Annotated in this window: 13 protein-coding genes; 3 read left to right on the top strand and 10 right to left on the bottom strand. The window is 68.2% G+C overall.

From position 1 onward, the window contains the following. Nucleotides 1-22 precede the first annotated feature (22 nt). Together D3261_RS07525 and D3261_RS07520 are read left to right on the top strand one after the other, a co-directional pair. Entirely contained in the window at nt 23-1,903 is a 1,881-nt protein-coding gene (locus tag D3261_RS07525; protein WP_120071009.1) for an ABC transporter ATP-binding protein, read from the top strand. Further along, nucleotides 1,900-2,685, top strand: a complete 786-nt coding sequence (locus D3261_RS07520; protein WP_120071006.1) for an energy-coupling factor transporter transmembrane protein EcfT — start codon at nt 1,900-1,902, stop codon at nt 2,683-2,685. The genes D3261_RS07525 and D3261_RS07520 overlap by 4 nt, the downstream gene beginning before the upstream one ends. Before the next feature lie 41 nt (nt 2,686-2,726). On the opposite strand, the gene tbsP is transcribed toward D3261_RS07520, so the two are convergent. From tbsP to D3261_RS07475, 9 genes are all read right to left on the bottom strand, one after another. Beyond that, nucleotides 2,727-3,557 carry a transcriptional regulator TbsP gene (gene tbsP / locus D3261_RS07515; RefSeq protein ID WP_120071004.1) on the bottom strand — a complete coding sequence of 277 codons (831 nt, stop codon included), beginning with the start codon at nt 3,555-3,557 and terminating at the stop codon, nt 2,727-2,729. Nucleotides 3,558-3,645: 88 nt separating this feature from the next. Then, the gene (locus D3261_RS07510; RefSeq protein ID WP_120071002.1) at nt 3,646-4,050 is read right to left on the bottom strand and encodes a VOC family protein; all 405 of its coding nucleotides are present in this window, start codon (nt 4,048-4,050) and stop codon (nt 3,646-3,648) included. Nucleotides 4,051-4,117: 67 nt separating this feature from the next. Next, nucleotides 4,118-6,568 carry a dihydropteroate synthase gene (gene folP / locus D3261_RS07505; RefSeq protein ID WP_120070999.1) on the bottom strand — a complete coding sequence of 817 codons (2,451 nt, stop codon included), beginning with the start codon at nt 6,566-6,568 and terminating at the stop codon, nt 4,118-4,120. 61 nt (nt 6,569-6,629) lie between these two features. After that, nucleotides 6,630-7,478: a sugar phosphate isomerase/epimerase gene (locus D3261_RS07500; RefSeq protein WP_120070997.1), complete on the bottom strand. Its 849-nt coding sequence runs from the start codon at nt 7,476-7,478 to the stop codon at nt 6,630-6,632. A gap of 49 nt (nt 7,479-7,527) precedes the next feature. After that, nucleotides 7,528-8,436 carry a UbiA family prenyltransferase gene (locus tag D3261_RS07495; protein WP_233553929.1) on the bottom strand — a complete coding sequence of 303 codons (909 nt, stop codon included), beginning with the start codon at nt 8,434-8,436 and terminating at the stop codon, nt 7,528-7,530. A gap of 5 nt (nt 8,437-8,441) precedes the next feature. Continuing rightward, the gene (locus D3261_RS07490; protein ID WP_120070992.1) at nt 8,442-9,272 is read right to left on the bottom strand and encodes a sugar phosphate isomerase/epimerase; all 831 of its coding nucleotides are present in this window, start codon (nt 9,270-9,272) and stop codon (nt 8,442-8,444) included. After that, nucleotides 9,269-10,072 carry a TatD family hydrolase gene (locus D3261_RS07485; protein ID WP_120070989.1) on the bottom strand — a complete coding sequence of 268 codons (804 nt, stop codon included), beginning with the start codon at nt 10,070-10,072 and terminating at the stop codon, nt 9,269-9,271. Before D3261_RS07485 ends, D3261_RS07490 begins: the two co-directional genes overlap by 4 nt. A 49-nt stretch (nt 10,073-10,121) precedes the next feature. Then, nucleotides 10,122-11,834 carry a glutamate--tRNA ligase gene (locus D3261_RS07480; protein WP_120070987.1) on the bottom strand — a complete coding sequence of 571 codons (1,713 nt, stop codon included), beginning with the start codon at nt 11,832-11,834 and terminating at the stop codon, nt 10,122-10,124. A gap of 468 nt (nt 11,835-12,302) precedes the next feature. Then, complete coding sequence (locus D3261_RS07475; protein WP_120070984.1) at nt 12,303-14,153, bottom strand: FAD-binding protein; 1,851 nt, start codon at nt 14,151-14,153, stop codon at nt 12,303-12,305. A 169-nt stretch (nt 14,154-14,322) separates the two neighbouring features. On the opposite strand from D3261_RS07475, the gene D3261_RS07470 reads away from it, so the two are divergent. Beyond that, a complete protein-coding gene (locus D3261_RS07470) occupies nt 14,323-15,600 on the top strand; it encodes an initiation factor 2B (RefSeq protein ID WP_199693948.1) in 1,278 nt (425 codons plus the stop codon). Nucleotides 15,601-15,694: 94 nt separating this feature from the next. Here D3261_RS07470 and D3261_RS07465 read toward each other — a convergent pair. Next, nucleotides 15,695-17,235: glycoside hydrolase family 26 protein (locus tag D3261_RS07465; RefSeq protein ID WP_255409211.1), on the bottom strand; the 1,541-nt coding region annotated here is incomplete at its 5' end.

Here is a 17,235-nt window from a genome sequence, read left to right as displayed (position 1 = left end):
GGGAAGCGAGCGAACCATAAGAATGGGAGAAGCGACCGACGAAACCGACCCCGCAGCCCGGCTCGAAGACGTGGTCTTCGCCTACGAGCAGGGCGTGGACCTGCCGGATGCCGCGACCTTCGCCGACGATTCGGCACCGGACCCCGACGAACGCGGCGGGCCGGTGCTCCGCGGCACGAGCCTCGACTTCGCCCCCGGTTCGTTTACCGTCGTGATGGGTGCGAGCGGCGGTGGGAAGTCCACCCTCCTCCGTACCCTCAACTCGATTATCCCCGACTTCATCACGGGCTCGTTCTCGGGCGACGTCACGGTGCTCGGTCGCGACGCCACCGAGGCCCGTGTCAGCGAGATGGCCGAGGTAGTCGGAATGGTGCTCCAGGACTACGAGGACCAGCTCTTCGGGACGAGCATCTCGGCGGAGGTGGCCTTCGGGCCCGAGAACCTCGCGGTCCCGCCCGAAGAGATCGGCGACCGTATCGAGCGCTCGCTCGACCTGATGGGGCTCTCCGACCTCGACCGCCGCCGCTCGCCCGACACCCTCTCGGGCGGGCAGAAACAGCGCCTCGTCTTCGCCGGCGTGATGGCGAACCACCCGGACCTCCTGCTCCTCGACGAACCCACGAGCGACCTGGACCCCGGCGGCAGCCGCGACACCCTCTCGGTGGTCCGTTCGCTCGCCGACCACGCGGGCGAGGCGGGCAGCCCGAGCGACATCGTGCTGGTGACCCACAAGATCGAGGAGGCGTTGCTCGCCGACCGGGCGGTGCTCCTTCGCGGTGGCCGGGTCTTCCGTCACGGCACCGCGCGCGAGGTGTTCACCGACGCCGACGCGCTCCGCGAGGCGCGTGTCGGCGTTCCCGCCGTCGTCGACGTGTTCGACCGGGTGGGCTGGACGGACGAGAACCCGCTGGCGGTCGAGGAGGCGGTCGAGTGCGTCGCCGGGAGCGACCTCGAATGGACCCCGCCCGCGACCCGCGACGGCTCGCTTCCGGGCGCGCCGGCCGGCACCGGCGGCTCCCTCGGCGACCCGGTCTTCGAGTTCGACGACCTCGTGCATACCTACGACACCGACCAGGGCGTCGTCCGGGCGGTCGACGGCGTGGACCTCACGGTCCGCGAGGGCGAGGTGGTCGCCATCGTCGGCCACAACGGCAGCGGGAAGACCACCCTCGCGAAACACTTCAATGGCCTGCTCGCCCCGGATTCGGGGAGCGCGCGGTGGCGCGACCGCGACGTCTCCGCGCTCTCGATGGGCGAGGTCGGTCGGTCGGTCGGCTACGTCTTCCAGAACCCCGACCACCAGATCTTCGCGACCTCGGTGGCCGAGGAGGTTCGGTTTGGCCCGGAGAACTTCGGGCTGGAGGGCGAGGACCTCGACCGGCGAGTCGAGCGCGCGATCGAGACCGTCGAACTCGACGGGTTGGAGGAGGCCGACCCGTTCAGCCTCTCGAAGGGCCAACGCCAGCGGGTCGCGCTCGCGAGCATCCTCGCCACCGACCCCGAGGTCATCGTCTTCGACGAACCCACGACGGGGCTCGACGCCGCACAGCAACGCCAGTTCCTCGACCTCGCGGCCCGGCTGAACCGCGAGGAGGGGCTCACGCTGGTGATGGTGACCCACAGTATGGGTACGGTGGCACGGTACGCGCCCCGAACGGTGGTGATGGCCGACGGCGAGAAGGTCGCCGACCGCCCGACCCGTGAGCTGTTCGCCGACGCCGACGCGCTCGAACGCTGGGACCTCAAGTCCCCGCAACCGGTCGCGCTCTCGAACCGGCTCGCGGGGGAGGGCGACCTGCCGGCGCTCTCGGTCGACGAGGTGGTGGCCGGGCTCGGCGGCGAGAACGCGGTCTCGGCCGACAGTACACCGCGGGGAACGGCGAACGACGGGGGCCTCGAATGAGCGGCTCGACCTCGCTCTACGTCGACAAACCCACGATGCTCCACCGCCTCAACGCCCGGTCGATGCTCGCGTTGCTGGTCGGCGTGCTCACGACCGCCTACGTCTTCGGGAACCCCGTCGTGGTCGCCGTCCCACTCGTCGCGCTGTTCGCCGCGCTGGTGTACGCCGGCGGGTGGCGCAACGTCAAGCGCCTCTCGTTCGTGATCGTCGCGGTGTTCCTCGTCGGGTTCGTGCTCTGGCCGGCGTTCACCCCACCTGGTGACACCGTCGTGCTCCAGACCCCGTGGTTCGCCGTCACGACCTACGAGCTCCTGTTCGCGCTCGGGCGGAGCGAACGCATCGTGGCGTTCATCCTCGGTGGGCTGCTGTTCATCACGACCACCTCGAACGAGGAGATCGTCACCGGCCTCCGGTCGCTGGGGCTCCCCTACGCCTTCTGTTTCGCGGTCGGGACCGCCCTCCGGCTGTTCCCGACCTTCCTCGGCGCGACCGGTACCGTCCGGCAGGCCCAGGCCGCCCGCGGCCACGAGGTGAGCGGGACGAACCCGATCGCCCGATTCCGGGCCTACATCCCGCTGATCGTCCCGGTGTTCATGACCGCGGTCCGGTCGGTCCAGACCCAGGCGATGGCGCTCGAAGCCCGTGGGTTCGACCCGCGACGCGACCGGACGTTCTACGACAAACCGGCGTTCGACACCGTCGACTGGGCGGTCGTCGTCGTCGGGCTCGTGCTGGTGGTCGGGTCGGTCTGGCTCTCGCTCCAGGGTTACGGCCAGGTCTGACGGCGCTCGAAGGATATCGGACCGAACGAATCAGTGCGTCCTCAGACGTCGGCGTCCGCGAGCAGCTCCTCGGCGGTCGCGACCAAGTCGGTGGCGTCGCGAAGGCGGTCGTCCCCGAGCAGGAGCCGGAGCCGTGGCCGGCCCACGTCGATCGGGACCTTCTCGGTCTCTATCAGGCCGGCGTCCTCGAACTGGGTCTTCTTCCGTGAGAAGGTCGCGCGACTGGCGAGACCGACGCTCTCGCCCCACGTACTGAGGTCGTAGAGGAGCACCTCGTTCTTCGCCGCGGCGAGCAGGCTGATGTCCACCTCGTCGAGATCGCCCGAGGCGTCGTCGCGGGCGAGCGAGGCGCGCATCCGCTCGAAGTCCGCCGTGGTCTCGGAGCCGAACTCCTCGTTCATGGTCTCGTGGACGCGCGAGAGCGGCGGGGTTCGGAGGCTGAACGGCTCGGCGTTCTCCCAGCACGCGGTGTACTCCTCCCGGGCGGTCGCGGCGAACGTCTCGTCGTCGGTGCTCAGGATCGCACTCCGGTTCTCGGTGGAGACGACCGACACCACCTCGTCGTCGGTCAGCACGAGCGGGCCATCGAAGAGGTCCGCCGAGACGCTCAGCGAGACCACGTCGGTGGCGACGAAGTCCGCGAGGGTCGCCGCGTCCGTGAAGTCACGCACGAACGTCTTCAGCACCGACTCGGCCGCGAGCAGGCGTATCGTGGGTGGGTCGGTGTGGTCGTCGAGGGCGTCGAGGAGACCGTCGATGACCGCCGGCGACGGGCCGACCACGAGGATGTCGTCCGAACGGCCGTCCAGCAGGGCGTGACAGACCTCGGTAACGTTTCTTTCGGTCCGGACCGACTGTGTTGCGAACGTCATCTACATAGGACAATGCGGGTTGCTATTGTAACGAATATCACTAGGTAGCTAGATCGTACGGGGAGGATCGGGACGGATTCGGCCCGTCTCAGTGGAGTTTGAGTTCGACCCGGCGGCCGTCGGGGTCGCGAACGTAGGCCGCCCAGTCGCGACCGTAGGCCCCGAGCCGTTCGTGGGGCTCGCCCGACTCGACCGTCACGCCCGCCTCGCGGAGCTCGTCGAGCAGCGTCGCCATCGCCTCGCGGGTGTCGGTCTCGTCGGATCGGAGCAACAGACAGACGTGCTCGCCGTCGACGTCGAAGGGCTCGTCGGTCGGCACGAGGTGGAGGTGTCGGCCGCCGGCGGCGACCGCCACGAACGGGACCTCGTCGCGTTCGAAGGCGTCCCGGTCCCGGACGGCGAGCCCGAGGCGGTCGTGGTAGAACGCGAGCGCGTCGTCGAGGTCGCCGACGCGGAGCGCGACGTGGTCGAGATCGACGGGTTCGAAGGCCATGCTCGACGGTCGGGTCGGTGGTGGAAAGCGCTGTTGCCGCCCGCCGACGGCGCGCTCGCCGAGTGCTTCAATCGGTGGTGAACGCGTCGGGGTCGTTCGCGGCCTCGCTGACCCGGACCGCCGCCACGGTCTCCGCGACGTCGTGAACCCGCAGGATGTCGGCACCGCGTTCGGCGGCCACCGCGCTCGCCGCCACCGTCGCCTGGAGGCGCTCGTCGGCGTCGCGTCCCACGAGGTCGAACATCGACTTGTGGGAGTGACCGAACAGTATCGGGCAACCGAGCGCGCGGAACTCGCCGAGCCGACCGAGCACGGCGAAGCTTTCGGTTCTACTCTTCCCGAAACCGACCCCCGGGTCGACGATGACGTTCTCACGGTCGATGCCCGCGCGTTCGGCCACCAAGATCGTCTCGCGGAGCTCGCGGAGCGTATCCGTGACCACGTCGTCGTAGTCGACTTCGGTGCTGGGGTCGACCGGCGCGTCGATGCTGTGCATCACCACCACGGGACAGTCGTACTCGGCCACCACGAACCGCATCTCGGGGTCGGCGAGCCCCGAGACGTCGTTCACGATGTCCGCGCCGGCGTCGAGCGCCGCGCGCGCCACCGACGCCTTCCGAGTGTCGATAGAGACGAGGACATCGAGATCCGCGAGCCGCTCGATGACGGGCACCACCCGGTCGCGCTCGTCCGCGACCGGAACCTCGTCCGCACCGGGTCGCGTGCTCTCGCCGCCGACGTCGATGACGTCGACGTCGTTCGCCAGCATCTCCTCGGCGCGCGCGACGGCGCGCTCGGTGGTGTCGAACTCGCCGCCGTCGTGGAAGCTGTCGGGGGTGACGTTCAGGATGCCCATCACAGCGGTTCGGTCGTCCCACGGGTAGCTCCGGTTCCCACCCTCGTCCGCCAGCGAAAGCGCGTCGGCGATGCCCTCGGCCAGCGGCCCGAGGCCGTAGGGCTGGGCGTCGAGCTTCCGGGTGAGCCGCTTGAACTGCGCGAGGGTGCCCATCAGGAGGACGTCGAGGAACTCCTCGTTCTGGTCGTTGAGCCCCGAGATCGCACACTCGCCACCGAGCGAGAGGAGCTCCTCCTTCAAGTACTGGGCCTGCCGCGGCCGAACACGGGTCTTCAGGGTTCGGTGGACCGCCTTGCCGCGCATCCGGTAGACGCCGGGGTCGGTGACGTGGGTCTCCCGAAGCGCCTGCCGGGCGTCGGCCACGTCGTCGACGTCCTTCGGAACGTCGAGCCGGCTCCAGCGGGTTCTGGCCTCCCGAACGGTGTAGAGCGAGCCACAGACCAGCACGCAGTCGTCGGGGTTCGCCCGCGCGAGCGCGTTCGCGAGCGCGTCGGTGACGTCGCTGGTCGTCTCGACGTCGATCCCGGTGACGTCCTCGAAGACCCCCGCGAGCACCGCGTTGTCCTCGGCCCGGTCGACGTCGGGCCGGCAGGCCACGACGCTGTCGGGGGTCGGGAGCCCCTCGACCATCCCCCCGTGGTCCTTGTCCGCGAGCGCGCCGAAGACGAGGTGGAGGTCGTCGTAGTCGAACTCCGCCAAGGTGCTCGCGAGCCGCTCGCACGCACCGGGGTTGTGGGCTCCGTCGAGCACCGCCAAGGGCTCGCGTTCCATGACCTCGAACCGGCCGGGCCAGTGGGCGGTGCGGAGCCCGCGCTCGACGGTGTCCGTCGGAAGGTCAACGTCGAGCGCCGACGAGACCTGTCTCGCGAGCAGCGTCGCGACGCCGGCGTTGTCGGCCTGGTGTGCGCCGACCAGTGGAATCGGGGTTTCGACGCGCCAGTCCGAACCGGAGAGCCGCACGCGTCCCTCGATCCCCGTTCGGCCGCCGTAGGACACCTCGACGGCCCCGCCGTCGCCGACTCGAACCACCTCGTCGGCCTGTGCCTCGATCCCCGCGAGCGCGTCGCCGTCGGCGGCGGTCACGAGTCGGCCGTCGGCGGGTGCGACGTGGGCCAGGTCGCGTCCGATCGCCTCGACGGTGTCGCCGAGGACGTCGGTGTGTTCGAGCGTCACGCTGGTCACCGCGCTCACGAGGGGGTCGGTCACGCTGGTGGCGTCGTAGCGCCCGCCGATGCCGACCTCGAGGACCGCGACGTCGACCTCGTTTCGAGCGAACGCCCAGAGCGCGAGCCCCGTCACCGTCTCGAAGAAGGTGGGCGACGTCCCCGCGGCCGCGCGGTCGAGGACGTACGGCCGGACGGTCTCGACGTACTCCACGAGCGCGGCCTCGGTCAGCTGGCGGCCGTTCGTCCGGATCCGCTCGCGGACCGAGTCGAGGTGGGGCGAGGTGTAGAGACCGACGTCGAGCCCCGCCTCGCGGAGGACCGACTCGGTCATCCTGGCGGTGCTCCCCTTGCCGTTCGAGCCGGCGATCTGGACCACCGTCAGTCCCTCGTGGGGGTCGCCGAGATGGTCGAGCAGGGACTTGGTGGCCGCGAGCCCTGGTCTCGGGGGGTAACGGCGAAGCCCGAAGAGGAAGTTCGCCGCGTCGTGGAACTCCATGTCCGAACCGCGTTCGACGTGGGTTTGAGGTTATCGGAGTTTCGGACCGCCCGCCGGGTCGCTATCGGAACTCGGCGAGCGCGTCGGCGGCCCGGTCGGCGGCCTCGTCGGGGTTCGCGGTGTAGGTGTAGAGTTCGAGCGTCGCGAACCCGTCGTAGCCGACGTCGTCGAGCGCGTCGAACATCGCTCGGAAGTCGAGGTCGCCGTCGCCCGGCACCAGATGGTAGTGTTTGCCGCGTCGCCCGCCCGCGATGTCTTCGAGGTGGATCCCCGTGATGTGGCCCGCACACTGGCGGATCGCCTCGGCCGGATCCTCGCCATAGACCGCCGCGTGGCCCAGATCGAGGTTGACGCCGAGCGAATCCCGACCCACGTCGCCGATCAGCGCGAGCACCTCGTCCGTACACTCGACGAGGAGTTCGGGTTCGTACTCGATCCCGACCCGGACGTCGTGTTCTTCGGCGTGGTCGAGGATCGCGTGGAGCGAGTCGCGGAGGTACTCGTGAGCCTGCTCGGGCGGGTTGTTGGCGAGCGGCCGGCCGGTGCCGATGCTGACCGCGGGCGCGTCGACGGCGTCGGCGAACTCGATGGCGCGTTTCGTGTACTCGATCCGCCACTCGCGGTCCTCGTCGTCGTCGGTCACGATGCTCGGATCGAAGAACGAGGACGGCGGCGCGTCGTCGTAGTAGCCCGCGGCGGTGTTGGCGTTGACGCTCGACACGGGTAGTTCAGTGTCGTCGAGCGCCGCGAGCGTGGCCTCGCGGTCCGAATCGGTGAACTCGGGGAAGAAGGCGTGCGGCGTGTCGGCGAGGAGTTCGACGCCGTCGTAGCCGTGGCCGGCGATGCGGTCGATCGCTTCGGGGAGCGGGTGACGGGTGTAGGCGTTCGTCGAGAACGCGAGGTCGACCATGGTCGAAGAACGGTCGCCGCGCCCAAACGCCTTCCGAGACGGGCGTGGTCTACGAGACGTCGAAGACCCGCGAGAAGCCGAGAGCGGGAACCAGAAACGCGAGCGCGGCGAGCGCCCACGGAACCCCCGCGACCGCCGCGAACGCCGCGTCGAGGACGACGAGCGCGAGCACGCAGGTCCCGACCGCCGGCCCGACGGTGTCCGGCCGGGGTGTCGCGTAGGCCCGCCCGATCGCCTGCCCGGTCCATCCGAAGAACCCCGCGACGAGCGCGAGCGCGAGGAAGATCTCGACGGGCGGCGGTCGAACGACCCCGAGCAGCGCGACAACCGCGGCCCCGCCGAGGACGACCCCGCCCGCCGCGCCCGCCACGACGTCCCGCTCGGTAGTGGTGGCCTCGTTCGCCGCCATCCGCGTGACGAGCGCGATGTAGCCGACCACGACCAGCGGGACGAACACGGTCCAAGTCGGTATCCGAAAGCCGCCCGCCGCGAACCCGAGCGCGACGTCGAGGCCGCGTGCACCGCCCATCGCGAGGAATCCAACGCCTGTCCCCTTCAACCAGCCGTCGTAGGCGAGCACGACGCCGGCGAGCGCCGCCGCGACCAGTCCAGCCCACGGGCCAGCCGCGAGGGAGCCGACGAGAACTCCGGCCGTCAGCAGACCGCCACCGAGGACACCTGCGCTCGCGCGCGAGACCCGCCCGCTTGGGATCGGGCGCTCGGGGCGCTCCCGTGCATCGGCTGGAGCATCGAAATAGTCGTTGAGCGTCGTGCCGCCCGCGTAGAGGAGAACGGAGGCGAGCGCGAGGCCGGCGAGCGCGGGGATCGACACCGAACCACCGCTCGCGGCGACCAGTGCCGCGCCGAGCACCACGTCGGGCGGCGCGCTGAAGAGGTTCGGCAGCCGGACTAGACTCGCGTAGGCCTCGAACCGGTCCCGGAGGTCGCCGCGCGGCACCCGTCTCAGGCCCACCCGTGGGTTTCGAGGTAGGCCATCGCGTCCTCGACGGTCTCGGCCGCCGTCTCCTCGTAGGGGTAGAGCTCGACCGTCACGAACTCCTCGTACCCCGCGTCGTCGAGCGCCCCGAGGAAGCCGTCGATGTCCATCGCGCCTTCGCCGAGCTGGGTGTGTTCGTGCCGGCGGTCCTCGGGAATGTCGTCGAGGTGGACGTGGTCGACGTAGTCGGCAAGCGCGGCGAACGCTTCGACCGGGTCCTCGCCAACACAGAAGAGGTGGCCCGCGTCGAAGTTACAGCGGATCCGAGGATGGTCGATCCGGTTGACGAACTCGAGGTACTCGTCGACCGTCTCGATCAGGAGGTCGGGTTCGGGTTCGACGTGGAGGTCCACACCGACCTCCTCCGCGACCGGGATGACCTCGTCGAGGCTCTCGATGAACGTCTCCAGCGCCCACTCGCGGGACTTCTCCTCGGGGATCGGACCGCCGGGCTCGATCGAGATGTAGTCGTGGTCGAGCGCCGCCGCGGTCCGGAGCGCGCCCTTCGTGTAGTCGATCCGCCGCTGCCGGTAGTCGGTGCCCGGCTCGATGTAGGAGGGGTGGTGAAAGCCCTCGATCGCGGTCAGCATGAACGCGTTGCAGTTGCTGATCGCGAGGTCGTTGTCGGCGAGGGTCTGCTGGACCCGCTCGACGGTTTCCGAATCCGTGTCGGGCGGGTAGAGGTGGGGTCGGTCGAACAGGAGTTCGATCCCGTCGTAGCCCGCGTCGGCGACGATCTCGATGGTCTCCACAGGTGTATACTCGCGGAACGCGTTGGCCGAGAAGCCGAACTTCATGGGCGCTCGTAGTCGAAGTTCGGCGACTGGTCGAAGAACTCGTAGGGGTTGTCGAAGACGACCTTCTTGACGTCCTCGCGATCCCAGCCACGGTCCAGCATCTTGTCCCGTGCTTTGGGGACCGCGAGGGGGTCCGAGGGGTCCCAGTCGGCGGCGCTGTTGAACAGCATCTTGTCGGTGCCGTACTCCTCGAGGAGGTCGATCGCGGCCTCGTCCTCGATCTTCCCGGGGTAGAGCGTGAAGCCGACGTAGCAGTCGGTCGTCAGGGAGGTCTCGATGGTCTCGGCCGTGTTGTGGTCGATCACGATCCGCTCCTGGGTCACGCCCTCGTCCTCGATGACCTCCACGATCCGCTCGGTGCCGGAGAGTTTGTCGGTGTGTGGGGTGTGGATGATGACCGGGAGTTCGCGCTCGTCGGCCATCCGCAACTGCTCGCGGAGCGCCCATTCTTCAGCATCCGTCTGCTGGTCGAAGCCGATCTCGCCGACCCCGACGACGTTCTCGCGGTCGAGGTACTCGGGGATCCCCTCCAGGACTTCCTCGGCCATCTCGCGGTAGTTCGACTCCTTTGGTTCGAGACCGATCGTCACATAATGACTCATCCCACCCGCGCGCTCCGCGCGCTGGGTCTCGAAGTCGATTATCTGCTCGAAGTAATCGAAGAACGAGCCCGCGTACTCCTTGTCGGTACCGCTCCAGAAGGCGGGTTCGATGCAGCACTCGACGCCGGCCATCCGCGCGCGCTGGTAGTCGTCGGCCGAGCGCGAGACCATGTGCATGTGCGGGTCGATGATCTCCATGAGTTACGATCCGTCCGGGAGCGATTAATAACTACTGAAACCGTCCCCGCTACGGATGCGCGAAGTACGCCACCGTCTCGTCCGAGCCCTGCCGGTCGATCCGAGCGAACCCGATTCGCTCGAACTGCACGACGTCGTCGGGGTCGGCGGAGCCGATACCGGGCTCGGCGTGACCCGCGACGTCGCCCTCCATCGTCCGGAGCGTGAGCGGGCGGTTCTCGTTCGCCGGAACCCAGTGGACCACCGGCACGTCCTCCTCGCGGACCACGTCGATGTCGGTACCGACGAACTCGAATTCGTTCTCGCTGTGTCGGACACAACCGTAGCCCTTCAGCCAGACGCGCTCGCCCTCGTCCGGGAGGTCGTCGGGTTCGACGAGAACCGCTTCGTCGACGGGGATCTCGCGAACGCCGCGGTCGGTGTGGTCCGGGTGGACGGGCGGCTCGCCGGTCTCCGGTCCGCCGTCGAGGGTCCTCTCGACGCCGTCACGAACGAAGAACGCGCGGTCGGCGTCATCGTCGACCCGTTCGCGGTTCGCGGCGTAGATCGAACTCATCGCGAGGTCGACGTTCGAGGTCGAGGTGCCGAGCTCGACCATCGCGTCGGTGATCGCCCCGCCCTCGATGCCGCGCCGCCGGAGGCTCGCGAGCGTGGGTGCGCGCGGGTCGTCCCAGCCGTCGAGTGACCCCTCGTCGATGCGCTCCTTGATCGTCGAGGTGCTCATCTGCACGTCGTAGGCTTCGACCTGGACGTGGCCCCAGTGGACGACCTCGGGGTACTCCCAGCCGAAGTAGTCGTAGAGGAAGCGCTGGCGCTTCGCCGAGTCCTGGAGGTCGATGCCGCGGATGATGTGAGTGATACCGAAAAGATGGTCGTCGACGCCCGACTGGAAGTCGAGGAGCGGCCAGCAGCGGTACTGGTCGGCTTCCTCGCGCGGGTGCGGTGTATCGACCATCCGGAAGGCGACCCAGTCGCGGAGCGCGGGGTTCTTGTGGGTGATGTCGGTGCGGACGCGAAGCACCATCTCACCCGCACCGTACTCGCCGTCGACCATCGCCTCGAACTCCTCGCGGGTTTTCTGGGGACTCTTGTCGCGGTGGGGACACGCCTCGCCGGAGTTCTTCAGGTCCGAGAACTCGCCGGCGGGACACGAGCAGGTGTAGGCCCCGCCCAACTCGATGAGTTCGCGCGCGTGGTCGTAGTAGGTCTCCATCCGGTCGGAGGCCTTGACCACCTCGTCGGGTTCGAAACCGAGGTACTCGATAGCGCCCACGATGGCGTCGTAGGCCGAGAGGTCCGGTCGTTTGGTCTCGGGGTCGGTGTCGTCGAATCGACAGAGCATCCAGCCGTCGTAGCGCTCTTTGTAGGTGCCGATGACGGCGGGCATCCGGCCGTGACCGAGGTGCCAGGGCCCGTTGGGGTTGGGTGCGAGGCGCATTCGCACGGTCGAGTTCTCGGCATTCGAGAGGTCCGGGAGGGGATGGTCGTCGCCCTCGTCGTCGGTCCGGAGTTCGGCGAGGAGGTCGGGCGCGACGACTTCGAGGCGTTTCTGTCGGCCCTCGGTGTCGAGTTCGTTGACCCGTGAGACCACCGGTGCGACGACACCGGGGACTTCGTCGCCGTGTTCGCGGAAGTCGGGATTCTCGCCCATCAGGGGGCCGATGACCGCACCGACGTCGGCGTCGCTGTCGTGTTTGACCGCGTTGAGCAGGGCGTGTTTTTCGGCCTCGTGCTCGACCTGCTCGCGGAGTTCGTCGTTCATTACCCCGGATTTTTCGCCCGCGACGAAAACTCGTCTGGTTGATGGCGGCGGCGCGGCCGGCGGGTGCGGTGCGGTGGCCGCCGCGGTGGTGGTAGCAGTTGCGGAGCGGTGCCTGGTGGATGAAGGGCGGAGCGCGTGAGTGAGGCCGAAGGCCGAACGAATAGCGAACTCCGGAGCACGTGGTTCGAAACGGCGAAGCCGTTTCGTCATCACGAGAGAGCGAAGCTCTCTCGAACGACTTCGCGCGCTCCGTGCTCCCGTTCGCTTCGCTCACGGGAACGAAGTGAGCGCGCGCGGAGGGCTTCGGCGGTGCTATGCGGAGCGGTTGCGGAGGTGTTAGTTTATTGTACCGCGAACGAACGGAGTGAGTGAGCGGGCGCGAGGGTGACCGGAGGGAACCCGACGCGCTTTTGATCCACATTTTGCCAGGGAGCGAGCAACGCGAGCGACCGCAGCAAAAGGTGGGTGTTAGTAGTGCCGCTCGACCGGCTCGTACTCGCCCTCTTCGCCTTCGAGGATCACCGGGGCGTAGTAGAGGTTCGGCGAGCCCTCGTTCCAGGAGAGCATGGTGTGTTTGATCCAGTTCTCGTCGTCGCGCTCCTGGTAGCCCTCGCGCCAGTGCGCGCCACGGAACTCGGTGCGGGCGAGTGCGCCGAGCGTGATGGCCTCGGCGAGGTCGATGAGGTTCCGGGTCTCGATGGTGTGCTGGAGGTCGGTGTTGAAGGTCCGCGAGGGGTCGGTGACGTAGACGTCCTCGTAGTCCTCGCGGGCCTGCCGGATGTCACGGAGCGCCTGCTTCAGGCCCTCCTCGTTCCGGAAGACGTTGACGTTCGCCGTCATCGACTTCTGGAGTTCGGTGCGGACCTCGGCGTGCTGGACGCCCTCGTCCTTTTCGAGCAGCCGTTCGATACGGGCGCGCTCGGTTTCGAGCGCGTGCTCGACCGTCTCGTCCATGCCGACGACCGCGCCGCCGTCGGTGGCGGTGCCGCCATCCGCCACCACGTCGTCGTCGGTGGTGTCGACCGCACCAGGTGTGACGGGGCTATCGACCTCGCCGGAGCCGATGCTCGCCGAGGGCCCGGTCTCGATCTCCGCGGGCTTCATCTCCTTGCCCGCGGCGTGGCGACCCGCGCGCGCCCCGAAGATGATGAGTTCGGGCAGGGCGTTCCCGCCCAGCCGGTTCGAACCGTGGACCGAGACACAGGCACACTCGCCCGCGGCGTAGAGCCCGCCGATACAGGTCTCGCCGTTCTCGTCGACCTCGATGCCACCCATCTCGTAGTGCTGTCCCGGCTTGACCCGCATCGGGGCCTCCAGGGGGTTGACGCCCTCGAAGTCCTCCGAGAGGTGGATGATGTTCTCCAGCCTATCGGTGATCCGCTCCTCGCCGAGGTGACGCATGTCGAGGTGGACGTAGTCGTCCTCGAAGCCACGGCCCGCGTTGATCTCGTCGAGTTCCGCCCGTGCGACCACGTCACGGCTCGCGAGCTCGCCGACGTTGTTCGCGTAGCCACCCTCGAACATGAAGCGCTCGCCCTCCGAGTTGTAGAGGATACCACCCTCGCCACGGACGCCCTCGGTGATCAGGACGCCAGTGGACGGAAGCGTCGTGGGGTGGAACTGGACGAACTCCATGTCCTCGAGCGGGACGCCCGCGCGGTAGGCCATCGCCTGACCGTCGCCGGTGTTGGCGATGGCGTTCGTGGTGTGATCGTAGACCTGTCCCGGACCACCTGTCGCGAGGATGACCCCGTTTCGGGCCTTGAACGCGTCGATCTCGCCGGTTTGAATGTCGTAGGCGACGACGCCGTGGCACTCGCGCTCCTCCGGGTCGTCGTGGTCGGTCACGGCGAGGTTCGAGACGTACCACTCGTCGTAGACGGTGATCCCTCGCTTCACGACCTGCTCGTACATCGTGTGGAGCAGGTGGTGGCCGGTTTCGGCACCGGCGTAGGTCGTCCGCGGGAAGGAGAGTCCGCCGAACGGCCGCTGGCTCATCCGACCGTCGTCCTCGCGCGAGAAGGCCATCCCCCAGTGTTCGAGCTGGATCACCTCGTCGGGACTCTGGTGGACCAGGGTCTCGATGGCGGGTGCATCGCCGAGATAGTCAGACCCCTTCATCGTGTCCTGCGCGTGCGATTCCCACGAGTCGCCCTCGCGGAGCGCGGCGTTGATCCCGCCCTCCGCCGCCCCGGTGTGCGAGCGCACCGGATGGAGCTTCGAGACGAGGGCGACGTCCGCACCCTCCTCGTCCGCCGCGACCGCCGCCCGGAGGCCGGCCCCGCCCGCGCCGACCACGATGACGTCGTGTTCGTACATCCTTGTTCGTACTCGGGCCTACCGTGACTTGAGGCTGTCCATGCACGACATGGGTTCCGGTACTCCGAGGGGACCTTCCAGACGATCGCTCGTCCATTCCCGGGAACCGAACCAGCCCCGACGCGACCCAACCGTTTACGACCGACCCGGACGAAGTGTAGGAAAACCCATGTCAGTCCGTGCCAACCGCTCCGCCGTCTGCTTCCTCCGAAATCGTGGCGAGGTTCTGCTGGTTCGGCCACGCGGATCGGACGGGGAACCCGGACGGTGGGATGGGGTCGCGGACACCATTTCGGACGACCCCCAACGGGGTGCACGAAACGCGATCCGGTCGGTGGTCGGGCCGGAGAACGACTGTTCGCCCGTTCGGACCGGCGAGCCGTTCCCGATCGAGGACGGACGAGAGGGGTCCCGCGAGTCATTCCCGTTTCTGTTCGAGTGCGACTCGCGTGCCGTCGAACCCGGTGACGAAGTCGTCGAATTCGAGTGGGTCCCTCCGACCGAGATCCGGCGGCGCGAGACGGTCCCCGGTCTCAGGCGGGCCTACGAACGCGTCGCGCCCACGGTCGAAACGGTCGCGGCGGACACCGACCACGGGTCGGCCTGGCTTTCGGTCCGCGCCCTCGCCGTCCTCCGGGATCGCGCCGGCGGGCTCGCGACGGCTGACGACCCAAGCGGCGAACACGAGTGGGACGACCTCGTGGCGCTCGCTGCGGATCTCCGCGCGGCGCGCCCGAGCATGGCGGTCGTCCGGAACCGGGTCAACCGCGCGATGGCTACGGCGAACGAGAGCGGGACGGCTGAAGCGGTCGAGCGGGCCGCCATCGACGGCATCGAACGCGCGTTCGAAGCGGACGCCGCGGCCGCACGCGAGGCGGCCGCCCTGCTCTCGGGGACCGTGGTCACGCTCTCCCGGTCGGGAACGGTGCTCGACGCGCTCCGAACGGCCGACGGGACATCGGTGATCGTCGGCGAGTCACGGCCCGCGCGTGAGGGTGTCGGTGTCGCGGAAGCGCTCGCCGACGACCGCTCGGTGACGCTCGCGGTGGACGCGGCCCTCCCGCATCTCCTCGCGACCCGTCCCGTCGAATGCGTGCTCGTCGGTGCGGACACGGTCCTGCCGGACGGAAGCATCGTGAACAAGGTCGGGACGCGCGGCCTCGCTCTCGCCGCCGCTCACGAGGGTATTCCTACCTACGCCGTCACGTCGAGCGACAAGATCAGTTACGACGGCGACCCCGACTTCGAGGACGGGGCTCGTGACGCAGTCTACGACGGCGAGGAGACGATCGACGTCGCGAACCCGACCTTCGACCGCACCCCAGCCGACACCGTCACCGTCGTCACCGAGGACGGACCACTCGCCCCGAGCGATATCGCCGACCGAGCCGACGAGCTCGCGGGGCTCGCCGACCGGACAAAAGACACAAGTCCGGATCCCGAATAACCCGACCGGGCGGCCGTGACGAGGGTTACCCCCACCGAGCCCCGTGTGACGAGACCCGTTTCCCGAGCCGCCCCGTCTTCTCCCGGTACTGAGGCTACTCCCCGTTGAACGACGCGGACGTGAGCGGGGTCGTACCCGAGGCTGCCGCGCCAGCTCCCGAGTAGGCGTCGACACCCTCCCGATAGGCCGTGTAGGCGTTGACCCGCTCGCCGTCGTAGCTCACCCGCTCGGTGCCGTGCCTGCCGTTGAACATCGCCCAGTCGGTCTCCTTGTCCTCGTTGAACCAGCACCACATGTCGACGCCTTCGTCGTCGAAGTACTCGAACGCGCTGCGGATCCAGTCGTCTTTCCGGGCAGGGTCGGACCCGGAGTTCGTTGCCGAACTGCTCGCGGTCTCGGCGATACAGACGGGTTTGTCCCCGAGGTTTCGGACCCGACCGAGCATGTTCCCGAAGACGGCATCGGGCGAGCGCCAACTCGACCAGTCCTGACTCGTCCCCCACTGGTATCCGTCGACCGAGAGCCAATCGACGTAGTCGTCGCCGGGATAGAGCTCCTCGGCGGTGTACGAGCCCTGGTCCTCGGCGTTGACACACCACATCCACTCGATGTTCGCGGTGTCGATCCCCGAGTACCGGAACTGGTCGTGGACGTGCCGCCACATCTCGACGTAGCTCGACGCCGAGGAGTTCCCGACCGTCGGCGACCACGGGTACCAGTCACCGTTCATCTCGTGCGCGAGGCGGATGTACGCCCGGCGGTCGTCGTCGGTGCCCTGCTCGCCGTCGGGACCCGCGAGCCACTGCCGGAGCCGCCAGACCCACGTCTTGAGGTAGTCGTCGTACTCCCCGTTCGCGATTCGAACCTCGATGTCGTCCGGTGTGGTGGTATCGAGGCTCTCGAGGTAGGCGCTGTACTCCTGGTTCTCGACGATAGCCTGCGTGTCGACCGACGCGGCGCTCGCCCCCGGCGTGTACGGCTCCCACGTGATGAGCGGGATCCGCCCCGCATCCCATATCCGCGGGAGGAGATAGTCGAACAGCCAGTTCAGGTGCCCCTCGTCCGAGTTCCACGGGATGAAGATCGTCTGGACGGGATACTGTGCGTCCTGCCACTCCTCGATCCGGTCGATGGTCGCGAAGTTCGTGTCGCTGATGCCACTGTGGATACCGAGCACTGGCGATGGTCCCGAGTCGGCGATCGTTTCACCGTTCACTCTGACCGTCGCGTCGCCATCGACGTCGAGGTTGATGAGTTCGCCGGCGAAGGTGTAGGCGTCAGTACCGCCGTTGACGTAGCCGGTCGCCGTCGATCCTGATATCTTGTCGCCAGAATCGATCGTCCCGTTGCCGGCGGTACTCTTCTCGAGCCCGCTCGTCACGGAGAACGTGTAGTCGGCACGTGAGTCAGCGGTGATCGAAATGAGGTTGTACGCACCGGGGTCGATTTCGTCGCCGTTCAGCATGACGGTGGCATCACCGTCGAGAGTGAATGAGACTAGATTACCCGAGAAGGCGTATGAGTCGGTACCACCAGAGACGTAGCCCTCAGCGGTACTCCCACTGATCTCGTCTTCGTCGCCAAGTGAACCACCGTTGGCGCTACTCTCGTGGAGTTCACCGGAAACAACGAAAC

The sequence above is a fragment of the Halococcus sp. IIIV-5B genome (assembly GCF_003602035.1).
Lineage (GTDB): Archaea > Halobacteriota > Halobacteria > Halobacteriales > Halococcaceae > Halococcus > Halococcus salsus.
This window is presented reverse-complemented; position numbering and strand designations above follow the sequence as displayed.

Coding starts and splice junctions, on each gene's coding strand:
- D3261_RS07500 (WP_120070997.1), bottom strand. CDS start 7,478: ATGGTCGACCTCGCGTTCTCGACGAACGCCTACACCCGTCACCCGCTC.
- D3261_RS07490 (WP_120070992.1), bottom strand. CDS start 9,272: ATGAAGTTCGGCTTCTCGGCCAACGCGTTCCGCGAGTATACACCTGTG.
- tbsP (WP_120071004.1), bottom strand. CDS start 3,557: ATGACGTTCGCAACACAGTCGGTCCGGACCGAAAGAAACGTTACCGAG.
- D3261_RS07470 (WP_199693948.1), top strand. CDS start 14,323: ATGTCAGTCCGTGCCAACCGCTCCGCCGTCTGCTTCCTCCGAAATCGT.
- D3261_RS07485 (WP_120070989.1), bottom strand. CDS start 10,072: ATGGAGATCATCGACCCGCACATGCACATGGTCTCGCGCTCGGCCGAC.
- folP (WP_120070999.1), bottom strand. CDS start 6,568: ATGGAGTTCCACGACGCGGCGAACTTCCTCTTCGGGCTTCGCCGTTAC.
- D3261_RS07475 (WP_120070984.1), bottom strand. CDS start 14,153: ATGTACGAACACGACGTCATCGTGGTCGGCGCGGGCGGGGCCGGCCTC.
- D3261_RS07510 (WP_120071002.1), bottom strand. CDS start 4,050: ATGGCCTTCGAACCCGTCGATCTCGACCACGTCGCGCTCCGCGTCGGC.
- D3261_RS07525 (WP_120071009.1), top strand. CDS start 23: ATGGGAGAAGCGACCGACGAAACCGACCCCGCAGCCCGGCTCGAAGAC.
- D3261_RS07480 (WP_120070987.1), bottom strand. CDS start 11,834: ATGAACGACGAACTCCGCGAGCAGGTCGAGCACGAGGCCGAAAAACAC.
- D3261_RS07520 (WP_120071006.1), top strand. CDS start 1,900: ATGAGCGGCTCGACCTCGCTCTACGTCGACAAACCCACGATGCTCCAC.